The 23,053-nt window shown below is 34.8% G+C and carries 16 protein-coding genes; 11 read left to right on the top strand and 5 right to left on the bottom strand.

What is annotated here, in order from left to right; all coding sequences use genetic code 11:
• Positions 1-2 precede the first annotated feature (2 nt).
• Positions 3-791, top strand: a complete 789-nt coding sequence (locus tag L0669_RS15060; RefSeq protein ID WP_263758574.1) for a helix-turn-helix domain-containing protein — start codon at positions 3-5, stop codon at positions 789-791.
• A gap of 881 nt (positions 792-1,672) precedes the next feature.
• Here L0669_RS15060 and L0669_RS15055 read toward each other — a convergent pair.
• The 3 genes from L0669_RS15055 to L0669_RS15045 all read right to left on the bottom strand — a co-directional run bounded on the left by L0669_RS15055 (position 1,673) and on the right by L0669_RS15045 (position 6,634).
• Positions 1,673-2,440 (bottom strand): methyltransferase domain-containing protein, encoded by a 768-nt coding sequence (locus L0669_RS15055; RefSeq protein WP_263758573.1) that lies wholly within the window; start codon positions 2,438-2,440, stop codon positions 1,673-1,675.
• Positions 2,441-2,751: 311 nt separating this feature from the next.
• Positions 2,752-6,117: a CheR family methyltransferase gene (locus L0669_RS15050; protein ID WP_263758572.1), complete on the bottom strand. Its 3,366-nt coding sequence runs from the start codon at positions 6,115-6,117 to the stop codon at positions 2,752-2,754.
• A 64-nt stretch (positions 6,118-6,181) separates the two neighbouring features.
• Positions 6,182-6,634, bottom strand: a complete 453-nt coding sequence (locus tag L0669_RS15045; protein WP_263758570.1) for a response regulator — start codon at positions 6,632-6,634, stop codon at positions 6,182-6,184.
• A gap of 346 nt (positions 6,635-6,980) precedes the next feature.
• On the opposite strand from L0669_RS15045, the gene L0669_RS15040 reads away from it, so the two are divergent.
• The 8 genes from L0669_RS15040 to L0669_RS15005 all read left to right on the top strand — a co-directional run bounded on the left by L0669_RS15040 (position 6,981) and on the right by L0669_RS15005 (position 16,469).
• On the top strand, positions 6,981-8,009 hold the full coding sequence (locus L0669_RS15040) for a DUF2268 domain-containing putative Zn-dependent protease (protein WP_263758569.1): 1,029 nt from the start codon (positions 6,981-6,983) through the stop codon (positions 8,007-8,009).
• A gap of 17 nt (positions 8,010-8,026) precedes the next feature.
• On the top strand, positions 8,027-8,638 hold the full coding sequence (locus tag L0669_RS15035) for a hypothetical protein (protein WP_263758568.1): 612 nt from the start codon (positions 8,027-8,029) through the stop codon (positions 8,636-8,638).
• A 334-nt stretch (positions 8,639-8,972) separates the two neighbouring features.
• Entirely contained in the window at positions 8,973-9,635 is a 663-nt protein-coding gene (gene ribB, locus L0669_RS15030; protein WP_263758567.1) for a 3,4-dihydroxy-2-butanone-4-phosphate synthase, read from the top strand.
• A gap of 3 nt (positions 9,636-9,638) precedes the next feature.
• Positions 9,639-10,211, top strand: coding sequence for a Crp/Fnr family transcriptional regulator (locus L0669_RS15025; RefSeq protein ID WP_263758566.1), 573 nt, complete (start codon positions 9,639-9,641; stop codon positions 10,209-10,211).
• Positions 10,212-11,360: 1,149 nt separating this feature from the next.
• Positions 11,361-11,834: a DUF4625 domain-containing protein gene (locus tag L0669_RS15020; RefSeq protein ID WP_263758565.1), complete on the top strand. Its 474-nt coding sequence runs from the start codon at positions 11,361-11,363 to the stop codon at positions 11,832-11,834.
• 8 nt (positions 11,835-11,842) lie between these two features.
• Entirely contained in the window at positions 11,843-14,269 is a 2,427-nt protein-coding gene (locus tag L0669_RS15015) for a TonB-dependent receptor (protein WP_263758562.1), read from the top strand.
• Positions 14,270-14,306: 37 nt separating this feature from the next.
• Positions 14,307-15,209, top strand: coding sequence for a DUF4625 domain-containing protein (locus tag L0669_RS15010; RefSeq protein ID WP_263758561.1), 903 nt, complete (start codon positions 14,307-14,309; stop codon positions 15,207-15,209).
• 45 nt (positions 15,210-15,254) lie between these two features.
• A complete protein-coding gene (locus L0669_RS15005; RefSeq protein WP_263758560.1) occupies positions 15,255-16,469 on the top strand; it encodes a hypothetical protein in 1,215 nt (404 codons plus the stop codon).
• Between the two features lie 640 nt (positions 16,470-17,109).
• Here the strand turns inward: L0669_RS15005 and L0669_RS15000 are convergent.
• Positions 17,110-18,807 (bottom strand): ribonucleoside-diphosphate reductase subunit alpha, encoded by a 1,698-nt coding sequence (locus L0669_RS15000; RefSeq protein WP_263758559.1) that lies wholly within the window; start codon positions 18,805-18,807, stop codon positions 17,110-17,112.
• 18 nt (positions 18,808-18,825) lie between these two features.
• The gene (locus L0669_RS14995; RefSeq protein ID WP_173971618.1) at positions 18,826-19,800 is read right to left on the bottom strand and encodes a ribonucleotide-diphosphate reductase subunit beta; all 975 of its coding nucleotides are present in this window, start codon (positions 19,798-19,800) and stop codon (positions 18,826-18,828) included.
• Between the two features lie 602 nt (positions 19,801-20,402).
• Between L0669_RS14995 and L0669_RS14990 the strand changes: the two genes are divergently transcribed.
• Positions 20,403-20,957 carry a GNAT family N-acetyltransferase gene (locus L0669_RS14990; RefSeq protein WP_263758557.1) on the top strand — a complete coding sequence of 185 codons (555 nt, stop codon included), beginning with the start codon at positions 20,403-20,405 and terminating at the stop codon, positions 20,955-20,957.
• 555 nt (positions 20,958-21,512) lie between these two features.
• Positions 21,513-22,970, top strand: coding sequence for a histidine kinase (locus L0669_RS14985; RefSeq protein ID WP_263758556.1), 1,458 nt, complete (start codon positions 21,513-21,515; stop codon positions 22,968-22,970).
• Positions 22,971-23,053 lie beyond the last annotated feature (83 nt).

The raw sequence follows: 23,053 nt of genomic DNA, 5'->3' as shown, positions 1-23,053 counted from the left end.
CCATGAGATATACCGAAATTAAAAGCTGTTATATTGGTCCCGAAATATCGCCGGAACAATTCATTGCCGAACATTTCTTTTTGTACCTCGCAAAAGGCACGATCGAAGGTTATGACGGCATTAGCAAATACCATCTAAAACCCGGCGAATATTGCATCGTTCGTAAAAATCATCTGGCGCGGTACAACAAACAAAAACAAGACGGAGAATTCGAAAAAGTCGTTGTTATTTTTGATACCGATTTTCTCGAAAAATTCGCCATAAAGCATACAGTAATTGGTCAAAATAGTATCAATGAAGCATCGTTTGTACACATTAACAAAAGTGATTTAATACCTAATTTCATTCTTTCGCTCATGCCGTATTATAATGACGGAGGCGAAATCGACGATACATTTTCGAACATCAAGCGCGAAGAATTGCTTTTGATTCTTTTAAAAGAAAACCCGCAATTAATCGACATCCTTTTTGATTTTGCACCACCAGAAAAAATCGATCTCGAAGCCTATATGAACCGCAATTATAAGTTTAATATCAGCATGGAGCGTTTTGCCTATCTCACAGGCCGAAGCATTTCAGGTTTCAAGCGCGATTTTGCCGCTATTTTTTCAGATACCCCAAGTCGGTGGCTTATTCAGCGAAGACTCCAGGAAGGTTATTTCCTGATCGAAAAAAAAGGAAAAAAGCCCTCTGATATCTATCTCGATCTAGGTTTCGAAGATCTCTCGCATTTTTCATTTGCTTTTAAGAAAAAATATGGCATCACGCCTTCGGCCGTATTGCAGAAATAGTTTATTTTTTTGCCACAGATTACAGGATTAAAAAGATTAAAAAAATCTGCTTAATCTGCTCAATCTGCGAGAAAAAAATTAAATACATAGAAACATAGATTCTACGTTACTGATTGAGGTAGTTAAAAAAATCCAGATTTTTACACATAGCTTCACGCACAATCTATGCGGTTTTTTTTCACGCAGATCTCAAAGATTGCAGCAGATAATCACAGAATTAATTTTTAATAATCATCTGCCCAAATCTGCCCAAATCCTTTTAAAATCTGCCTGAAACAAAAAAAATAAAATCTGCTCAATCTGCAAAATCTGCGAGAAAAATTTTTAAACACATAGAAACATAGATTCTACGTTCCTAATTGAGGTAGTTAAAAAAATCCAGATTTTTACACATAGCTATGGGTACAGTCTATGCGTTTTTTTTTCACGCAGATCCCACATATGCAGCAGATAAACACAGATTTAATTTAAAAAATCATCTACGCAAATCTGCCTAAATCCTTTTAAAATCTGCGTAAAACAAAAAATAAAATCTTTTTAATCCTGTAATCTGTGGCAAAAAAAAATTAAACACATATTTTTTCACGCAGATCTCACAGATTGCAACAGATAATCACAGATTTATTAAAATAATCATCTGCGCAAATCTGCCTAAATCCTTTTAAAATCTGCGTGAAACAAAAAAATAAAATCTTTTTTAATCCCGTAATCTGTGGCAAAAATTTAAAGACATATTTTTTCACGCAGATCTCACAGATTGCAGCAGATAATCACAGATTTAATTTTAAAAAATCATCTGCGCAAATCTGCCTAAATCCTTTTTAAAATCTGCGTGAAACAAAAAAATCTGCTTAATCCTGTAATCTGTGGCATAAAAAAAATTACCCTTTCCTACCATAAAGCAAAAGCCTCTTAAAAGAATATATCGCCGGAAGTTTCGGGAAATGTAGTGCGATTCTCTTCTTATACATATTAATAAAAAGTGCTTTCTCATCGCCATCCAAACGCTCGATATACGGAATCAAAGCCGATCCGGAAATAAAATTATAAAGCGTTTCATGATCGTTCGCGATTATCGGATAAACTTTTTGCAGAATCTTAAGATCTTCCAGTCCTCCATCAAACAAAATTTGGGCATATTCATCAATACTCAAAACCGGAGAATCTCTTTTATAACCTTTTAGATAGGACTTAAAAGGTTCTTCATCCACCAATTCGGCTAGAATTACATTCAGTTTATTTTCAGGCTGAACCGGCATTTGTACCGCAAATTGACCTTTTGGGTTTACCAATTTTATCAATTCAGCGAACAAAGTTTCATGATTGTTAGACCATTGCAAAGCCGCATTACTAAAAATCAAATCCCATTTTTCGCCCGATTTTAGCGTTTCTTCGGTAGTTGCTTTTCTAAAATGCAAATTATCCGTTTCTAAAGACTTCGATTGTTCCAGCATTTCTGCCGAAGAATCGACACCCAGAAAATTAGCTTCTGCAAATTTATCCGCCAAAATTGAAGTTTGCTCCCCCGTTCCGCAGCCCAAATCAATCGCTTTCATTCCGCTTACAGGTTCGATAAAATCCGCCAAATCATAAAAAGGCTGATAACGAATATTTTTAAACTTATTATAAATCTCTGGATTCCAAGGCATCTTATTTCATTTTACAATCTTATTGCATCAGGAAAAACTCGTGATCAAATAAAATTTAGTTACTAAAAACTAAGATACAAAATTCTAATGGGTTTTATTAGGAGCTATTTCCAGCCATCCACTATATCTTTTATTTTTTTAAAGAAAAAAAATAAAAGGATGCCGCTGCTGTCTGGGCTAGGGAAATCGGTTTCATGAGAAGTGAATTGGAAAATAGAAATCTGTTATTCATTATAACTTCAATTAAAAACAAAAAGACAATACACCTTTCAGCATATCGTCTTTTCATTAATTAAATAAATAGTAAAATCTTAAACAGGTAATATAATATGAAATTCAGCGCCAACATCCTCTTCGGCTTTTGAGAAGATAACACCTTTATGATTTTCTACAATTTTTTTTCCAATTGCTAGACCAATTCCGGTTCCGGAGTAGACTTCGTTGTTATGTAACCTTTGGAAAATGGTGAAAATTTTGTTTTCGTATTGTTTGTTAAAACCTATTCCGTTATCCTTTATAATGATTTCGCAATAGCTTAATTTGGGATCTAAAGTAGGGTATTTTTGAACTTGACCCATGCTCACTTTCTGAGAATATATTTCGACTTTAGAGAGCGAACCGTCGTTTTTATAGAACTTAAGAGCATTGCTTATTAAATTATAAAAAAGCTGGTTCATTTGCAGCGGAATCGCATTGATTACAGGCAACAAACCTACTTTTATATCAAGCTTACGTTCTTCGATCATTAACTCAAAATCAACCAGAATATCAGCTAGAATCACGTTTAAATCTGTAGTTACAAATTGTCGGTCAGGATTATTAAGATATGAATATGCCAATAAATCTTTTATAAGCGTATTCATCCTAATGGACGATTTGCTAATTTTTTCGACCAAAACAAGAGCTTCTGCAGAAAAATCTTCATTCATTTCCAGCAGTCGGCTTATAAACATCAATATTTTACGCAAAGGTTCCTGCAAATCATGACTCGCTACATAGGCGTATTCCTGCAATTGAACATTGGCTCCGTGTAAATTCTTAACCGAGCTTTCGAGTTCTTTATTAGCGGTTAACAAATCAGTAGTACGTTCCTCAACTTTTGCTTCTAATTCACTTGATAATATTTGCAGTCTTTTTTCGATGATTCTACGTTCGGTAATATCTTCAATAGCCAATAAAATCAGTTGTTCTTTGCTGTTTTCATTGGTTACTTGTCTGGCATTTAGCAGCATAATACTTTCACCATAAGGCAAAAGATTTACTGATATTTGATAATCATCAAGTTGTGTTTTTTCGGGCAATACTTTTTCAAGCATGGCACGCATCGGAATATTATCAAAAAGGTGATTTTGAATTTCATAAATCAGTTTTCCGCTTGCTTCTTCTTTAGCAATATTGTATTTTTTAGAAAATGCCCTGTTGATATTTTTAATTCTCAAATTAGTATCCAGCACTACTATAGGTTCACGAAGTGTTGCTACAATAGCCTCAGTATAATTTTTAGAAATATTAATTTGCTGCTGTTTGTTTAAAAGTTCCTGATTAATCTGCAAAAGCTCTTCGTTACTCGATTGCAGCTCTTCTTTTGAGGTTTCGAGTTCTTCATTCAAACTTTGCAATTCCTCACTCCCACTTAGTAATTCTTCGTTAGCGCTTTGCAATTCTTCGTTTGATGCTTCCTGCTCTTCGCTGATTGCATTTACATCATCATGTATTTTTGCCAGTTCTTTTTCGAGCTGGGCAATCTTTCTTAAATTGGCATTTTCGCGAATTTCATCTGCGGTAAATTCACTTGATGATATATCTTCTTTTCTAAGGATACTTTTATAAAATAATACTAAAAAATAAGGTTCAGAAGTATCTTCAAGCAGTCGAATTTCGATTGTAATTTCACTAATTGCTCCTCTGCTTTTTACCTGAATGCCTTCTTTTTTAACCAATGCACCTGATTCTTTGGCTTTATGCCAGATATTTCTAAGTTCGAAAGCCAATCCTTCCCGGGCCATTTTCAGCAAATTAAAAGTCGGTTTTCCGGTAGAAAGTTCAATAAAATCAGCAATCGATCCGTTTATGTGCACGATATCCATTTGTTCATTAACTATGACACTGGCAGGGGTATAATTCGATAATAATACGGCTTCGGCGCTTTTTCTAAAATCTTCTTTAATAATCTCTTTTCTGGGTATATTTGTTTTTAGTGTTTTTAATTTATCATTCGATTCCATACCAGAATGCACAAATCTCCCTGAAACCTGCTTACGGGTATAAATTTTTCCTGCTTTCTCAAACGGTTGAAAAAGTTCAGCGGCAGGAACAGCAGTTTCGGATTTGCCTAAAAGTAAAAATCCATTTTCTTTCAAGGCATAATGAAAAGTAGTCAGTGATTTTTTTTGCAAAAACGAATCCATGTAAATAAATACATTTCTACAGGTTATCAAATCCATACGGGCAAAAGGCGGATCTGTTAGAAAATTATGAACAGCAAAGATGCATAAATCCCTAATTTGTCTTTTAATTTTATAACCACTTGTGTTAGCTGTAAAATATTTAGTCAGAATGGTCTCAGAAACATTTCGCATTTGCGATTTTCTGTAAAACCCAATTCTTGCTTTGGCTATAGCCACTTCTGAAATATCCGAAGCAAAGATCTGAATTTCTTTTCCCTCCAGATTTTCGCCTAAATATTCATGCAGGGCAATTGCTAAAGTATAAGCTTCTTCTCCGGTAGAACATCCTGCAATCCAGATACGAATAGAATTTCCCTCAGTTACTCTGCTGGTTAATATCGGAAAAACTTTTTCTCTCATTATCTGAAAGATCTTGGTATCTCTAAAAAATTCTGTCACAGGAATCAATAAATCATTAAACAAATCTTCAGACGCGACCTTATCGCCCTGAAGCACTTTTAGATAATCTCTTAGAGTAACTATTTTATTCAGTGCCATTCTTCTGGCAATGCGTCGGCGTATGGTTGTTTGTTTATAATACGTAAAATCTACCCCGCTATGGTAGCGTAATATTTTAATAATCTCCTGAAAAACTACTTCGTCATTTGGATCATTTTCCTGAATAAAATTCTCTTTTGCTTTGGCGAGTTCAATCAATTTGGCTACGATCTGACTTGGTGATAAAACATAGTCTACCACTCCGGCATTGATGGCGTTTTGTGGCATTTCGCTATTGGCGGCTTCAATATCTTGTGCAAAAGTAATTCCACCATGTTTTTTGATTGCTTTAAGTCCAATTGTACCATCAGATCCGTTTCCGGAAAGTAAAACACCATAAGCAAGATCAAGATGAACCTCTGCCAATGAATTAAAAAAGACGTCTATAGCCTGATTTTTAGTATCTTTTTGACGCGGACTTAATTTAAGAACACCATCGTAAGAGGTTAGCATTTTATTCTCCGGAATAACATATATATTATTGGGAGCCAAATGAATATCATCAGTAATTTCGTTTATCGGAATTTTTGCAACACGTGATAAAAGTTCTGTAAGCATACTGTCGTGCAACGGATGCAAGTGTTGTACAATGACATAAGCCATTTCAGAATTAGACGGAACTGCTTCTATAAATTGTCTAAAAGCCTCTAGTCCTCCTGCTGAAGCACCAATACCTACAATAGGAAAATCCTGGCGTGTAGCCTTGGGTAAACTGCTTTTTTGCTTATGCATGATTTCAATTTTTAGGTATTAAGGAATAATCTCTAAACAATATTCCATGTAAACGCTTTGAAATCTATACTGTAATGATATAAGATTCAATTTTTGCATGCTTCAACTTTTCATTCCAATCGGTTTCGATAACCTTTTTTAGCAATTTTTTTAAATCACTAAAAGCGATTGGTTTTATAATATAAGCATTAGCACCTAATCCAAAAGTATTATTAATACCATCACTAGTTGCTGAAGTTGAATAAATAGCAATCACTGGAACATCTTTAAATCTGGTATCTTCCCGAATTTGCTGAAGGGTTTCAAAACCAGACAAAATAGGCATGTTAAGATCTAAAAAAATAATATCAGGAATACCTAAAGTGTTATCTGCAAGACGGTTTAGAAGTTCTATACCGTTTTTACAAAATTCGACAGGATAATTCAAATTCAGATCTTCTACTGCTTCTGCAAAAAACTCTCTGTCGTCTTCATCATCATCAGTAAGTAAAATCTTTATATTCTCGTTTATATTCATTGGGGCTATCGTATATATCAAATGTACACTTAAATAAACGGGAATAGGCGAAACATATTTATTTACTCAGGCTTTTGACTTCTACCATACCAACTTATCTCATATATAATCCCTGAAAGTCTACTCTCATTGATAAGAATGTTTTTGATGTGATTAAAAATAATTTTAACAAGTTTAAAATTAAATAGTCTTTTAGCTACATAAAATTAAGAATCGATCAATATCAGAAACCCATTCTAAACTTTCTCGTTTGTAAATACCTGATCAATTCTATATATTTACCCCTTAGCCATTTTTGTTTGGCAATAGAATGAAGTTAAAACCAAAACCATATCTCTTTAACTCTATGAAAAACTTTACTTTACTCATTTTATCTTTTATCTTATTTAGTTGTTCCGTTTCTAAGCCTTCCCAAAAAAATCAATATTCAGATCTTATCGATAAAGTCAAAAACATTGATGATAGCATAAATGTCGGGCAAATGACGATTCATAATGCTTTCAAAAATCAGATTCTCGCCCATCGTTCCGGTAAATTCGACAGTTTGGCAATTTTAAATAAGGTTTATAAACCTAATAAATATGCTTTCGACAATTGTCTTTCTCAAATATTCGGAGAAGAAAACGGACTTAAATTCAAACCCAATGGTATGTATTCCTGGAATCGAAACTTATTAAAAGACCATGAAGCACTGATCAAACAAAAACTTACTGTTTTAGATTCGGTCAACATCAATCAATTGTTTACGAAACATTTAAAAGCCTTACAAGAAATTACGGGCCAGAAAGGAAAAGGAAAATGGATGGTGTATTTTGGACCTAAAGATTTTCAGATTTTTGGCGGCTGCGATAACAATTCTATGATTTTAGATATGTTTGGCTCTGAGTGGAACAGCAAATCGATCGACAAAGTTTTTGCACACGAACTCGAACACTTGCTTTTTAATCCGGCTTTAGAGAAAGATCCAAACGGACAAAAAGGTTTGGGTATTACGCTAGATGAAGGTTTGGCGGTTTACTTTACTTCTCTTTACTTAAATCAATCTCTGGAAGAAGCTTTGTATGGCGATGATACTAAAATTTTGTTCAGTCGCGAAAAAGAAATTTTCGAAAAACTAGAACCCTATTTTTATAAAACCAACGAAGAAGGCTGTCCTATTTTTAGACATTGCGGAAGAAACAGCGAATGTAAACCCGTTATCGAAAACTTACCAAAAGAGGTCGAAAATGAATTGTGCTATTTTCTGGGCTACAGAATCATTCAAAAATATGCCGAAAAAAATGGAAAAGATTCCTGGAAAGATATTTATACAATACCTTTAAAAGATTTCTTAGAAAAAAGTGGTTATAAAGAATTTATTGCCAGCCTGAAATAAACCATACCAACCGCAATATGTCCCGATTAAGAAGTTATAATTTAATATCTCAAAAGTTTGTTACAAAATATGATGATATTCCGTTTATCCAGACGAACCATAAAAGTGATCTAAAATACCATGTAGCTGTAGACGTATTCAATACAGATTACATGACGTCCTTTTTTAGAACCTTTGATCTGTCTGATTTATATGCGATTTACATTTTAAACGAGGAAAATCTTTATTACTATTCGGATTTCAACATTATCTCAAAACATAATTTTTATGGTGCAACAATCATAGTAATTAAAGCAGAATTGGGCTTTTTTAAAAGCATCGAATACAACAATCAAAGTGAACTGGCTACTTCATTTTTCTTTAGAACTGATGCTTTTGAAACGCTAAAAACAGAAGAAATTCTGACTAAATCTTTGTACGAAAAAGAAATTAGTGTTGGTAGTTTTAGAAAAACGATTGTTGCATGTGATCTTTTGAAACTATTAGACAACCTGCACATTAATAGTGTTATGAAATTCTACACGCATAGAACCGAAGCTTCTATAGAAAAGGCTTTAAAGCTAAATGATTTTGTTTTGGATGAAAACGAAGATTATATCTCTACAATAGAAATTAGTTTATTCCAGTAGAAAAAATAGCCACAAATTACACGAATTTTCACGAATTTCTTTTTACAATTTTATCCCTAATCGTAGAAAAATGATTCGCGAAAATTCGTGTAATTAGTGGCAAATTTCGTCCTCATAATAATCAATAAAAATTCGTGAATTCGTGGCTTTTATTTTTAAACAAACCATTACAAAAGAGATTCGTGAAAATTCGTGCAATTAGTGGCAAACTTCCTCTTCCCAAAAAAATCCACGACCAATTAAAACCAACCCTCATTTTATTGACCTACATCAAACTTTTGCATATTAAACAATTCTAGATTTGCTGCTTATTAATTTGAAATACCCAAAACAAATGATCAGCACACTAACATATCCTTTAGAAAAATTTGGTTTAACCAGCATACAACGTGTAGAAAATGCTTTAAAACATCTACAAAACGGAAAAGGAATTTTACTAACCGATGACGAAGACCGCGAAAACGAAGGCGATTTGATTTTTTCGGCACAACATATCAGCGTTCAAAACATGGCCATGATGATTCGCGAATGCAGCGGAATCGTTTGTCTTTGTTTGCCTAACGAAAAAGCAGATCAACTCGAATTGCCGTATATGGTTCAGGAAAACACCAGTAGTTTTCAGACTCCGTTTACTGTAACAATCGAAGCGAAAGAAGGCGTAACTACAGGAGTTTCGGCTGCAGATCGCATTACCACTATTAAAGCCGCAAGTGCTATAAACGCAAAAGCATCCGATTTAGCCAGACCTGGACATATTTTTCCGTTAAGAGCTAAAAATAATGGTGTTCTTGAACGAAACGGACATACCGAAGGAAGCGTAGATTTAATGAAATTAGCAGGTTTACGACCAGAAGCTGTTTTGTGCGAATTAATGAATGAAGACGGAACGATGGCTAAACTTGGCAAAATCATTAGCTTTGCAGAAGAACACGATTTGGTAGTATTGTCTATAGAAGATATTATTTATTACCGCAAATTCGTGAGAGATTATAAGTAACAAATGATATACGAGCAACTTAGAGATTATATAAAAGGTCGTATTGAGGTTTCTGATGAAAGCCTCAATACGATTTTATCTTATTTTAAGCCATTAAAACACGCTAAAAACGAATTATTAGTCTCAGCTGGACAAACTAGTCAGCATACTTATTTTGTGGGCAAAGGATGCCTGAGAATCTATTATATCAATGAAGAAGGAAAAGATGTAACCCGATACATTGCTTTCGAAAACCAAATTGCTACGGCATTGGTGAGTTTTATTACCAAAGCACCTTCAGCAGAATACATTCAGGTAATCGAAAAATCAGAGCTTTTGTATATCAGTCACGAAGACTTTAATCATCTACTACAAAACGTTCCGGAATGGTTGCAATTTTATTGTCGGTATTTAGAAAGAGCTTACGTAAATAATACCAACAGATTGATGTCGTTTACGACTATGGATGCTCGCGAAAGATATCAGCTTTTGCTAAAAATCAATCCCACTATTGTAAAACGCTTGCCTAATAAAATTGTCGCGTCGTACATTAATGTCTCACAAGAAACCTTAAGCAGGTTAAAATCTAAAGTTTGAGTTTGAATTAATCTTAATTCAAACAAATTAAAAATTGAAATGTGCCGTTAGGTACATAATATCGGTAGAAAATAACAATTTATAGCAAATATGGCGTGCCGTAGGTACGCAAGGGTTTTCGGTGTGTTGTGTACCTACGGCACACTAAATTCATTTAGAATCTAATTTTACCAATATTTTGTGCCTAAAGGCACAATTGCTAACATTCAACGCTTAACTCGTAATTCAAAAACATCTATTTTTTTTAACGAAACATTGTTGCATTTATAAATAAGAATTTTATATTTGTACCAACTTTACCAATAAAGTGCCCATTTTCATAGAATGAACAAGAAATTTAAAATCCTTAATCTCTTAATGCCGCTGATTGTAGTATTTGCAATACTATTTCCGGCGATACATTCTTATGAACATATACAAAGCCATAATGCTGCACATAAAAATATAACGCAACATTATAACAATACGAAAAGTGAATTTAAAATACACGACCATTCTAACGAAGAATGCGCCATCTGTCATTTTAAATTTAGTCCCGTTGGTACTTTCTCTTTTATCACTTTTCAGTTTTATAAAAATAGTACGATCATTCACTTTGTACATTTTTATTCGAAATCACTTTCTGAATTTTTCAAGGGTTCTCTATTCTCTCTGAGAGCACCTCCTATTTTCTAAAATCATAAAAAGTAACTCATTTCAATTGAAATTGATGTGTATTTATAGGTTTTAGAATTAAATAATATCGAAAAAGTTATTCGCTTTTTCCGGATTCTTACTACTCGTTTTTCTTTCAATATTGTATTGATTAGAAAAGTCATTTCCTATTCTGATGGTATCAAAGATTTTCCTTTATAGGATAAAACTTGTTCAAAAATCAAATCAGGAGCAATAGTATTTTCCCTTATTTCTATTACTATTAAATTCAACATTCTTGTATTGAATATCGCTTAAACGCCATTACACTTCGTTTTAAGCTCGCTTTTTAGATTTTACAACTTTCCTTGTCTATCCCAAAAATTGATCGAAGAAATCCTTTTTATATCCTGTTTTCAAGGTTTAAAATCGGTTTTCTTATAGGATCTCCTACATCCCATTTTCCCTTTCGTAATTCCAATTTTATCAATATGAACCCTTTAAAAATCAATCAAAATGAAGAAAACTAAATCGCTTATTGCTTTATTAATAAGCTTGTTAGCGCTTGCTTCTTGTAGCAGCGACAACAACGAAATTGATACCGAATATCCTGTAATTGATATTTCGGCTTCGAATGCATTCCCGATACAATGCAGCGAAATCACGCGCGGACAAAAAATCACTTTCAGGGCAAAATTTACAGATAATGCAGCTTTGGGCTCTTACAGTCTCGACATTCACCACAATTTTGACCATCATACGCACAGTACCGAAGTCAATAATTGTGTTGCAGATCCTATCAAGAAGCCTGTAAATCCGATGTTGTATATCAATTCGGTTACGATTCCAAACGGAGAAAAAAGTTATGAAGCCGTTCAGGAAATTACCATCCCAACCGATATCGATCCGGGCGATTATCATTTCATGATTCGCTTGACCGATAAAGAAGGCTGGCAAACCATTAAAGGCCTAAGTATTAAAATTTTATAGTGTTTTTGATGAACGAAAATAAATTAGATCGATTACGCACATTTTTGCTGTTGCTATGTTGTTTTGCTATAGTTACAAAAGCTTCAGCGCAATCTGTTCGTATATCCGGTAGCGTATTTTCCGACGGTCATAAACCGTTGGATGGCGCTATCGTAACCATTTTTCCGTCTTCGATAAGTACTATTACCGATAAAAAAGGTCATTTTTTCTTTACCCAAATTCCTAAAGATTCTAAGAAAATAACAGTCAGTTATTCCGGTTACTCGGTTTACGAAATGAGGCTTTCTTTCGATAAAAATGAAATTCTATTATCTGATATTTTTCTACATCCGGAAGCCAAACAATTACAGGAAGTTGTCATTACAGAAAGCTATGAATCCCGTAAAAAGAAACAGGAATCGCTTAATATCGAAAGTGTTAACAGTAGTTTTATCCAGCGAAACCTTGGCGGAAGCCTTATGCAATCACTACAAAGACTTCCAGGCGTAAAAACCATTTCTATTGGTTCAGGAGGCTCGAAACCCTTAATACGCGGACTCAGTTTCAATCAGGTTATTGTGGTCGAAAATGGCATCAAACACGAAGGACAACAATGGGGCGCAGATCATGGTTTAGAAATCGATCAATATGCCGTAAACAGAGTCGAAATTATCAAAGGGCCTTCTTCGTTTATGTACGGATCTGATGCTATTGGCGGCGCGATCAATATAAAACCTGTGCCTTTTCCTGCCCAGCATGTTTTAGGCGGAAGCGCTGATTTTACAGGAAAAAGTAACAACGAACAATTTGGAGGATCGCTTAATTTATTTGGCCGAAATGAAAAATGGTTCTTCGATACCCGAATCACCGCTATGGAGTATGGCGATTACCGCGTTCCTACTGATATTGTGCAGGTTTACAATTATACCGTTCCGCTTTACAAAAATCATTTGCGTAATACAGCCGGAAGGGAACTCGATTTGCACGGAAGTTTGGGTTATGTTACCGATCGTTTTAAATCGGTTTTTTATGTCAGTAATATTTACACCAAAAGCGGCTTTTTTGCCAATGCACACGGACTTGAACCCCGAAATGTTGATACGCAACTTCACGACAAATCAAGCCGTGATATTCTCATGCCTCATCAGGAAGTTACGCATACTAAAATTAGCAATACAACTTCCTTTTCGATAGGAACTCATAAACTAGAAACACAATTGGGTTTTCAGCAAAATTTTCGTCGTGAATGGAGCCATTACGTTAATCATGGTTTTATGCCACCACTCTATCCTGACGACATGTATGCACCAAAAGATCTTGAAAGACAATACGATAAAGAAGTTTTCTCTGTTGCGATCAAAGATGAGTTTTCGCTAGGTCAGCATCAATTTACGGTAGGCTTAAATGGCGAGCAACAGCAAAATGCCATTAATGGTTGGAGTTTTCTGATTCCTGCTTTTAAGCAATCAAACGCCGGATTATTTGCCTATGATAAGTTTCAGCTTAATGATTTGTGGCTGCTTCATGGCGCCATTCGTCTCGATCATGGTCAAATCGAAATGAAAGAATACTACGATTGGTTTCAGAGCGAAATCACAGAAAATGGTCAGACTACGCAGCAATATCTAAAACGATCTCAGGAACTTACCAGAACATTCAATAGTTTCAACTGGTCGGCAGGTGTAAATTATACTCCGGGACAATGGTCACTTAAAGCCAATTTAGGAACAAGTTTTAGAATGCCTATTGCCAAAGAACTGGCTTCAAACGGCGTAAACTATCATTATTTCAGGTTCGAAAAAGGAGATCCTAATTTATCCGCAGAACGTTCGTATCAGTTAGATCTGGGTATCGATTGGCAGGAAAATAAATGGTCGGTTCAACTGAGTCCGTTTTTTAATTATTTCCCCAATTACATTTATTTAAATCCAACTTCACAACATGATATTTATTACGGAGCCGGCAATCAGGTATTTGAATACGAGCAAAGTAAAGTCATGCGCTATGGTGGCGAATTGCAAACGCGTTATCAGTTTTTGAAAAATTTAAGCGGTGAAATTCTCGCCGAATATCTGTATTCGGAGCAAATGTCCGGAAGTAAAAAAGGCTATACACTTCCCTTTTCTCCGCCTGCTTCGGTTTTATTTGGCTTGACCTATAATCCAGAAATAAAGCATTTAAAAGACACTTATTTCTCGCTTGATTATCGTTATACAGCGCAACAAAATCAGATTGTTCCTCCCGAAAAGAAAACCGCCAGCAGTAATGTGTTCAATCTCGCAATGGGAACCAAAGCAAAAGCGGGACAACAGGATTTTATCATTAGCCTTCAGGTTCAGAATTTGTTTAATGCCAAATACCTCAATCATACCAGTTTTTACAGGTTGATCGAACTTCCTGAAGCGAGCCGAAACATTATTCTGTCAGTTAAAATTCCCTTTTTAATACATCAATAAATTTAATATGAATTCAATTAACAAACCCAAATTCCTTATGAAAAAAGTAAAATCATTTCTGCTCTTTTTTATTGTCGCCGCTGCGTTTACAGCTTGTGACAACGATGACAATAACGAAGTTTTGAAACCAACAGCGACAAACATCGAAATTGGAACCGCCAATAATAAACGAGCTTTAATTGGTCGTGATTTCCATTTTAATGCAGATGTAATTGCCGGCAGCAAAATCGCCGATGTACAACTGAAAATACTACCTAAAAAAGGCGAAAAATATACGAAAGACTGGAAATTCGAATTATCATTTGCAGAATACAAGGGCGCTAAGAACACCAATGTACACAAGCATTTTAATATTCCTGCCGATGCGCCCGAAGGTAAATTCGATTTCTCATTTATTGTGGTGGATGAAAACGGATCGCAACTCGAAATCAAAGAAGAAGTTACGATTACAGATCCTGCCAATATGCCTGCTGATCCGTTAATTGGCCGTGATATGCTTTCGCGAAACGACGATCTTATTTATTACATGAATACCTGGGTAGAACCGGAATTGATCTTTAAAAAGAACGATAAAATTACGGCGCATGCACAAGTAAGCCAGATTATGGGCGACGGAATTCTATATTCTGTTTTAATCAAAAAGAGCCTGAATTACTATCCGGAAAGCATTGATAATCTTGATTTCAAGAAAGTTATAGTGATTTCGAAAGTAGAGCACAAAGGGCTTCCGGCAGCTTCTAAAATTGCTACGCTACAAAAAATCAATGATGTCTGGGGCGGCGAAAGTATCGTCGTTGGCGCTGACAAAGATGCTGAAGGAAACCCAACCACTTCAGACAAATCCTGGCAATCCGGCCAATACAATTGGGTCATTCTTTATAAAAACACTACTTACAACTTAAGTGTTTACAAATCAATGCCTATTACCATCAATTTTTAATCTACACATTTTTTAAAACCTAAATTAATTTAAACACGTTTTACCATGAAAAACAATTATTTCAAGCTCGTTTTCCTATTTGCTTTATCCACTTTTGCGGTCTCTTGTAGCAATGACGATGATAATACCACTGAAACTCCGCAAGAAGCGCTAACAGAATATAAATATTTACGACTATTGCTTTCTGACGAAAAAACAACCGCCATTACGCTTGTCAATCCGGTGGATGCGACGATAAGTTCTTTTAATGCAAAATTCGCTAAATCATCGCTTTACACCACAGAATCTGGCCGATATGCCGGACTTGTTCACAGAGCAGACAATACGGTAGAAACGTTTGACAGCGGATTCGAAAGCCACGGCGATCATGTTGATGTAGACGGAAATCCTAAATTTGGTGCCTTAACAGGGCAATCACTTTTACCAACTCACTTTAAAAGTAAAATTGGTGAATTGTTAACTTTCAATGACGGAGACGGAACTTTATCTGTTGCCAAAGAATCTGAAATTAATACTGCCGGAGCTAAATTCAAAACTATCAATGCCGGTTTATTGGCACATCACGGCGCTATGGCGACTTTCTTAAACGGAACTTATGCCATTACCCAAAAAGATAATTCGGTTGCGGGAACATTGCCGGAAAGAGTAAAAATTATCGATAATACAGGTAAAACGTTATTCGAATCTACTGTTGCCACAAAAGGAATCCACGGAAATGCTTCTGACGGAACTTACGCTGTTTTTGGCTCTGCAAGTGGCGTTCTTGTAGTTGAAAGCTCAGGAAAACAGAAACTAATTGCACTTCCAGCAGATTTTGGAACAGCTTGGTTTGGAACAATTTTAGAAACAAAAGCCAAAGGGAAATTTATAGGATATACTGCCGCAAAAGGCGCTTATTTAATTGATGTTGAAAACAGTACCATTAAACCAATCCTGCAAAGCACTACGATTATGCAGTGTAAAGTAAGTTACAACAACACTAAACTGGGGATTCTATTATTCTCTGGTGAATTCAAATTATTCAATTTAACGAGTCTTCAGGTTGAAAAAGAAGCAAAAGTAATTCCGGAAACAGTAAGCGATGCGACATCGAAACCACAAATGCAGTTAACAGAGAATTTCGCTTACATCACGTCGCCAGCAACAGGAGAATTGTTTCAGTTGAACTTATCGAATATGTCAATTGCTAAGAAAATCAAGGTTTCGGCTACGCCTTATACGATTACTATTTTAGGTTTTGAGAATAGTAAAAGCCATTAAAATTTTGTTTTTTTTTATTTTGAAGAGAGACTGTCTGTAAAAGGGCAGTCTTTTTTTTTCGTCCTTTTTGTCATTGCGAGGAACGAAGCAATCACAATAATAATGGTGACAAAGTAAGTCGTTTTTTGTTATCTATGTTTCTTTTTTTCAGGAGCTATTCCCGCTATTCGTTACAATCTTTTGTGCCGAACCCCGGCACAAAAGGATTTCCTCTACTATCGGGGCTAGGGCACTCGTTTTCATAAGAGCATTTTTCGTCTAGTTTGTCATCCTGAGGAACGAAGGATCACACGCGAAACTCGACAAAGATTGGTCCTTTACGTTACGGAACTTCTGGTGTGATCCCTCGTTCCTCGGGATGACAAAAATGAGCATAGAACTTTGACAAAGTTGTAGCGTACAGTTTGTCATCTCGACGCAGGAGAGATCACACACGAAACTCGACAAAGATTGGTTCTTTACTTTACGGAGTTTCCCGTGTGATCCCTCGTTCCTCGGGATGACAAAAGTGAGCATAAATCTTTGTCAAAGTTTAAATGCCAAACATAAAAAAAAACCAGCGAAAACCCGTTTTAACCCGCATAATCCGTGGGCAAAAATTACGGCATAAAAAAAGCCGGACAAAATCCGGCTTTATTTTTTATGATTCGCAACTACTGCAAGTTACCAAACTTGTAACTAATTCTTTAGATACACTTTGGCTGCGTTGGTAATACAAACTTTTGATTCCTAATTGCCATGCTTCGATAAGCAAACGGTTTACTTCTTTAATTGGTAAATCTGAAGGGATATTCAAATTGATGCTTTGCCCCTGATCTACATATTTCTGACGGATCGATGCTTGTTGCACAATCTCTAACTGACTGATTTCTTTAAAGGTTTTAAAAACGTCTTTTTCGTTTTGAGTCAATTGGCTCATGTGTTGAACGCTACCGCCATTTAGCATGATTTCTCTCCAAACCTCTTCGTTGTCAAGACCTTTTTCTTCTAATAATGCTTTAAGATATTTGTTCTTACGCATAAAATTACCTTTGCTTAAACCCGCTTTGTAGTAATTACTGCTAAAAGGCTCAATTCCTGGTGAAGTTTGTCCTAAAATAGCTGATGATGAAGTCGTTGGAGCAATTGCCATTGTAGTGGTATTACGTCTTCCGTATCCTTTTAGCAATTCTGGTTCGCCATAAATACGGGCCAAATCCTGAGTCGCTTTATCGGCTTTGTCACTGATATGTTTGAATATTTCTGTCGTTTTCATCTTAGCTTCAAGACCTTCAAACGGAATCATATTTTTTTGTAAATACGAATGCCATCCTAAAACTCCTAATCCAAGGGCGCGGTGTCTTTTTGCAAAACGATTCGCTGCTGCCAAATAATAGTTTCCTTCGGTTTTTTCGATAAATTCCTGTAAAACGGCATCAAGGAAAAAGATCGCTAATTTTACTGCTTCAGTATCTTTCCACTCTTCGTAAAGCTCCAGATTCATTGACGAAAGGCAGCAAATAAATGATTCATCAAAACTTGATGGCAACATGATTTCGCTACACAAATTACTGGCATTAATACGCAGGTTTTTATCTTTATAAACTTGTGGTTTGTTCTTGTTTACGTTGTCGCTAAAAAAGATATAAGGCAATCCTTTTTGCTGACGGCTTTCAAGAACTTTAGCCCAAACTTGTCTTTTATCGGCATCTCCATCAATCATTTCCTGCATCCAGTAATCTGGTACACAGATTCCGGTAAACAAGTTCTGAATTGGGTTTCCGATACTTTTTATCTTCAAAAATTCTTCAATATCCGGGTGATCTACGTCTAAATAAGCCGCAAAAGCACCTCGGCGAACGCCACCTTGAGAAATGGTATCCATTGTGGTATCAAAAAGTTTCATGAAACTTACCGCTCCACTACTCTTTCCGTTATCGGTTACGGCGCTTCCTCTTTCGCGCAATTCTCCAAAATATCCGGATGTTCCTCCACCAATTTTGGTTTGCATGATTACTTCACCTAATTTATGTGTAATTCCTTCTATTTCATCCGGAACGTGAACGTTAAAACAAGAAATTGGCAAACCGCGTTCTGTTCCCATATTGGCCCAAACCGGAGAGCTAATACTCATCCAGCCGCGTTCGATCATTTCTACAAAAGACTCTTTTAACTCGGGTTTGTACAATCTTTTTGCTGCAGCGGTACAAATTCTGTCGATTGCACCTTCTACAGTTTCACCTTTTAAAAGATAGCCACGATTTAAAATTTGTTCACTTTCAGAGTTTTTCCACCACATTTTATTGTCTGCTTCGCTTAGCGGAGCGCTGTTTCCTGAAATTGTATCTATTGTATTCATAATTGTAATTTGCTGTTTTTAGAAAAGGTCGTTTGCGGTAATACTTTTGTCGTGTTTTGTATATTCTACAGGTCTTTTCGCAAAGAAATCATCAAGGCTGTTGGCAAAAACTTCCTCTTCAAACCATGCCATTGCTTTATAATCATCAGCAGGAACATTAAATATTGTTGGAATATTGATTTGAGTTAAACTTTCATCGATTCTGAATTTCATGAAGTTTACTAAATCTGCTTTTTTGATTGTTTCGATTTCACCATCCTCAAAAATCCAGTCTAAAATGTCTGCTTCTACGTTGATTGAATCTTTAACTGTTTCTCTAATAAGCGTTAAAGTTTCTTCATCGAAGTAATCCGGGAATTCTTCGCGTATTTTGTTTACAATGTAAATTCCTCCATTGGCATGAATTTGTTCGTCTATCGATGTCCAGGCGATAATATTACTCACATTTTTCATGTATCCTTTGAATCTTGTAAACGATAATAAAATCGCAAACTGACTAAAAAGTGATACGTTTTCGATTAAAATACTAAACAATATTAAGGAAACGACATATTTTTTATTGTCCTGAGATTTGGTATCTTTTAAAACATTCGAAAGATAATCGACACGTTTGCGGATCACCGGAATCTCCATCAGTTTTTCAAATTCATCATTATATCCTAAAACTTCTAAAAGACGTGAATAAGCCTCAGAATGTCTGAATTCACACTCCGCAAAAGTACTTCCTAAACCATTGAATTCCGGTTTTGGGAAATGCTCATAAATATTACCCCAAAAACTTTTTACCGCTACCTCTATCTGAGCAATTGCCAGTAAACTATTTTTGATCGCTGTTTTTTCAGCTGCATTTAAATGAGAATGAAAATCCTGAGTATCAGCAGTAAAATCGACCTCAGTATGAACCCAATAAGCTTTGTTTATGGCTTCTGTAAATTGCAATACCTCCGGATACTCAAAAGGTTTATAATTGATTCTTTTATCGAATATAGACATATGTATAGTATTAAATGGTGACTTATCTAAATAAAAATGATGCGTTTATTTGGGGGATTTCAACGATATTTCTACACCTACAAAATTAACCCACAGATCTTCGTTGCGCCAAGTTTTGATGTTAAAAAACCGACCAATTATCAACAGGTCATGACCTCTTGAAATCGATATGAAATTTGGTTTTTATCAACAGCCTCAAAATATTCCGTAACACCCAAAACATCAGCTATTTAAAATAGATCTAAATAAAGTTATCAACAGAAAAAGACATCCTAATACTACTTTCAAAAAAAACAGTTATCAACAATCAAGTTCTAAAAAATAAGCTTTTTACTATAAAAAACTGATTTTCTCAAAAATAATTATGTCTCGAAACTTGGTTTTTACTTTTACTTGAATTCCTTGATAATGGAGTAAATGGTCCTCTTCAAAAAACAAATAAATAATTGATTTTAAACATCTTAACTTAATAATTTTAAAAGTTTAAATTTATTTTGATTTAATAAAAACTTAAAAAAAAGAACAATTTTCAGCATAATTTCAATCAAAATAGCTCATATTTAAAAGTTACTGTAATTTTGCGATACTTAAAAGACGAAATCATGATTATTAGAAAAGCAACAATTGACGATTCAGAACTTATTGCAAAATATTTATTGCTGGCAATGGAGGAAATTATTTATAAATTTATTGATGAAAGAGATCCAAAAACGGCTTATTATTTCCTGCTTCATTTTGTTGAATCTGAAAACAATCAATACTCCTATCAGAACTGTTTTGTAGCTGAAGAAAACGAAGAAATTATTGGTGCAGTTTCAGTTTACGACGGAGGAAAATTACAGGAATTGCGAAAACCTATTGTTGATTACGTTCGCCTGAATTTTAATCCTGATTTTAGTCCTGAAAACGAAACTCAAAGTGGTGAATTTTATATCGATTCATTAGGTGTAAGCCCAAACCATCAGGGAAAAGGGATTGGTTCTAAAATGCTGCAATTTCTAATCGAAGAATTTGTTACCAAAAATAAACAGACTTTAGGTTTATTGGTAGAGGAAGAAAATCCGGGTGCTAAAAAACTGTACTTAAAATTAGGTTTTAAGGTTGTGGGAGAGAAAACTTTGGTGGGGAAAAAACTGGAACATCTTCAGATTTCTTAATTTTTATTTCAGACTTCAGGTTTCAATGAATGCTGTGTAGATTTAACCGCAAAGAACGCTAAGGTTTACGCAAAGTTCGCAAAGTTTAAATAAAGCTTTGCGAACTTTGCGTTTTTATAAACGTTCCTAAAATAAAAAAACTTTGTGCTCTTTGCAGTTAAATGATTAAGCACAAAGTAAGAAAGTTTAAACACAAAGCTTTGCGAACTTTGCGTTTTCTAACCGTACAGAAAAATAAAAAAACTTTGCGCGCTTTGCGGTTAAATCTACGTAACGAGAAACATTCTTCTCTCTTAACAAGATTTTTACTAAACGACTACCCGAAATATGTGTTAAGATTTCATAACTCTAAGTGTATCAGTCAAAAAGTTTTATATTTGCACACGAAAAAAAATTATTACCCTATTGCAATTAAGGACTTCGATGCTTCTTAATTTTTTTTATTACACTTTGAAATTTACTTTAAAAAATACCTTTTCCGGCAGGAACTTCTTCATTTTAGGAATCATTTTCGTTTTTCTTACGCTGCTTTCCATTTATATATTGAGTGGATTAATGACTCAGGTTACCGAAAAATCTAATGCTGAGAGCTCACAACGTAGTTTTGTAAAAAAACAAGAAGTCATTGCTCAGGAATTATCGCGCTTTTTGGAGACTAAAAATGAACTGAAACGAATTGCAGATATTAGCAACGCCAAAAACTTATCTGATAATTTAAAAGTTTTAAGTAACATTCATGCCAATGACAGTCTGGTAAAGAATAACTGGTTTCAGATCGACAATCAAAAGATAGAGTTTACCGTTTCTAAAAATAATAGTCAGCTGGAAAATTCTATAAAAGAGTTTGTGGCTAAAAACAGAGATCTTAATCAATCTAATACTATTGTCGAGGATCCTGAAAACTTTTTCTGGCGCATTTATTATAAGTATACCGCTGCAAACGGAACTGTAATACGATATGGCTACGACATCGACTTAAAATCGCTTCAGACGTATTTCTCGACCATCGATCAAAAAGCGCCTAACTATGCTTTTGTCTTTGATAAAAAAGGAACGATCATTTACCATCCTGAAGTAAAATTACTTAAAAAGAACATTTTTAAACTGACGAATATAGCGCCTCAGGATACTACTTTTACTAAAAGAGAAGGTTTTAGCAAGAGAATCGCTCCATCAGAATATTTGTTTTTAGATATTGTAAGATATACCAAACGTCTGAATGTAAAGGGAACTCATTGGTATATCGCAGTAAACTTTCCGAGGGAAATTTCAAACGAAGATGTAAATGCGGTAAAACAATACGCGTATCTCATTTATATTATTACTACGGCCATTTTAATTGTTTTCTTTTACTTGTTTACCATTTTTACGCGGAAAACTTTTCAGGAAAAAGAAATCCTGGCGCAGGAAAAAAACAAGCTTCTTTTAGAAAACGAAATGATCAATAAGGAGAAAGCCCTGATTCAGTTGCAACATTTAAAAGAGCAAATAAATCCGCACTTTTTGTTCAATTCGCTCAATTCGCTTTATATGCTTATCGATTCGAATACTGGTGTGGCGAGAAAATTCACATTAAACCTTTCTAAAATTTACAGGTATCTTATAAATCCTCCGGTTAATAATATTGTTACGGTTCAGGAAGAATTGCTTTTTATAGAGAAATATATCTTTTTGCAACAAACCCGTTTTACCGAAGAATTTGTTTTTACCATCAACATAGAAGACGAAAGTTTTCTGGCGAAAAAAGTACCATATCTAGCTTTTCAGATTGCTGTAGAAAATGCGATCAAGCACAATATTGCTTCTGAAGAAACGCCATTAAAAATAACAATTAACATTAACGAAAACGTTGTAATTATTACCAATAATTTAAACGAAAAGCAAAACTTCGGGAAAGAATCTAAGTTTGGTCACAAATATTTAGAAAGTATTTATAAATACTACTCTAAAGACAATTTTAAAGCCTACAAAAAAGACGGCGATTTTACTTGCATTTTACCTTTAATTGGATAAAAAAAAACATTCACTCCCGAAAAAAAGCCACTCACTCCATTTTGCTTTTTTTAACGTAATCCATGCAATATTTTTAGCCAAAA

Origin of the sequence: Flavobacterium bizetiae (genome assembly GCF_024271895.1) — a bacterium.
Taxonomy (GTDB): Bacteria; Bacteroidota; Bacteroidia; order Flavobacteriales; family Flavobacteriaceae; genus Flavobacterium; species Flavobacterium bizetiae.
The sequence above is the reverse complement of the archived record's forward strand: the minus strand, read 5'-3'. Positions and strand labels throughout refer to the sequence as shown.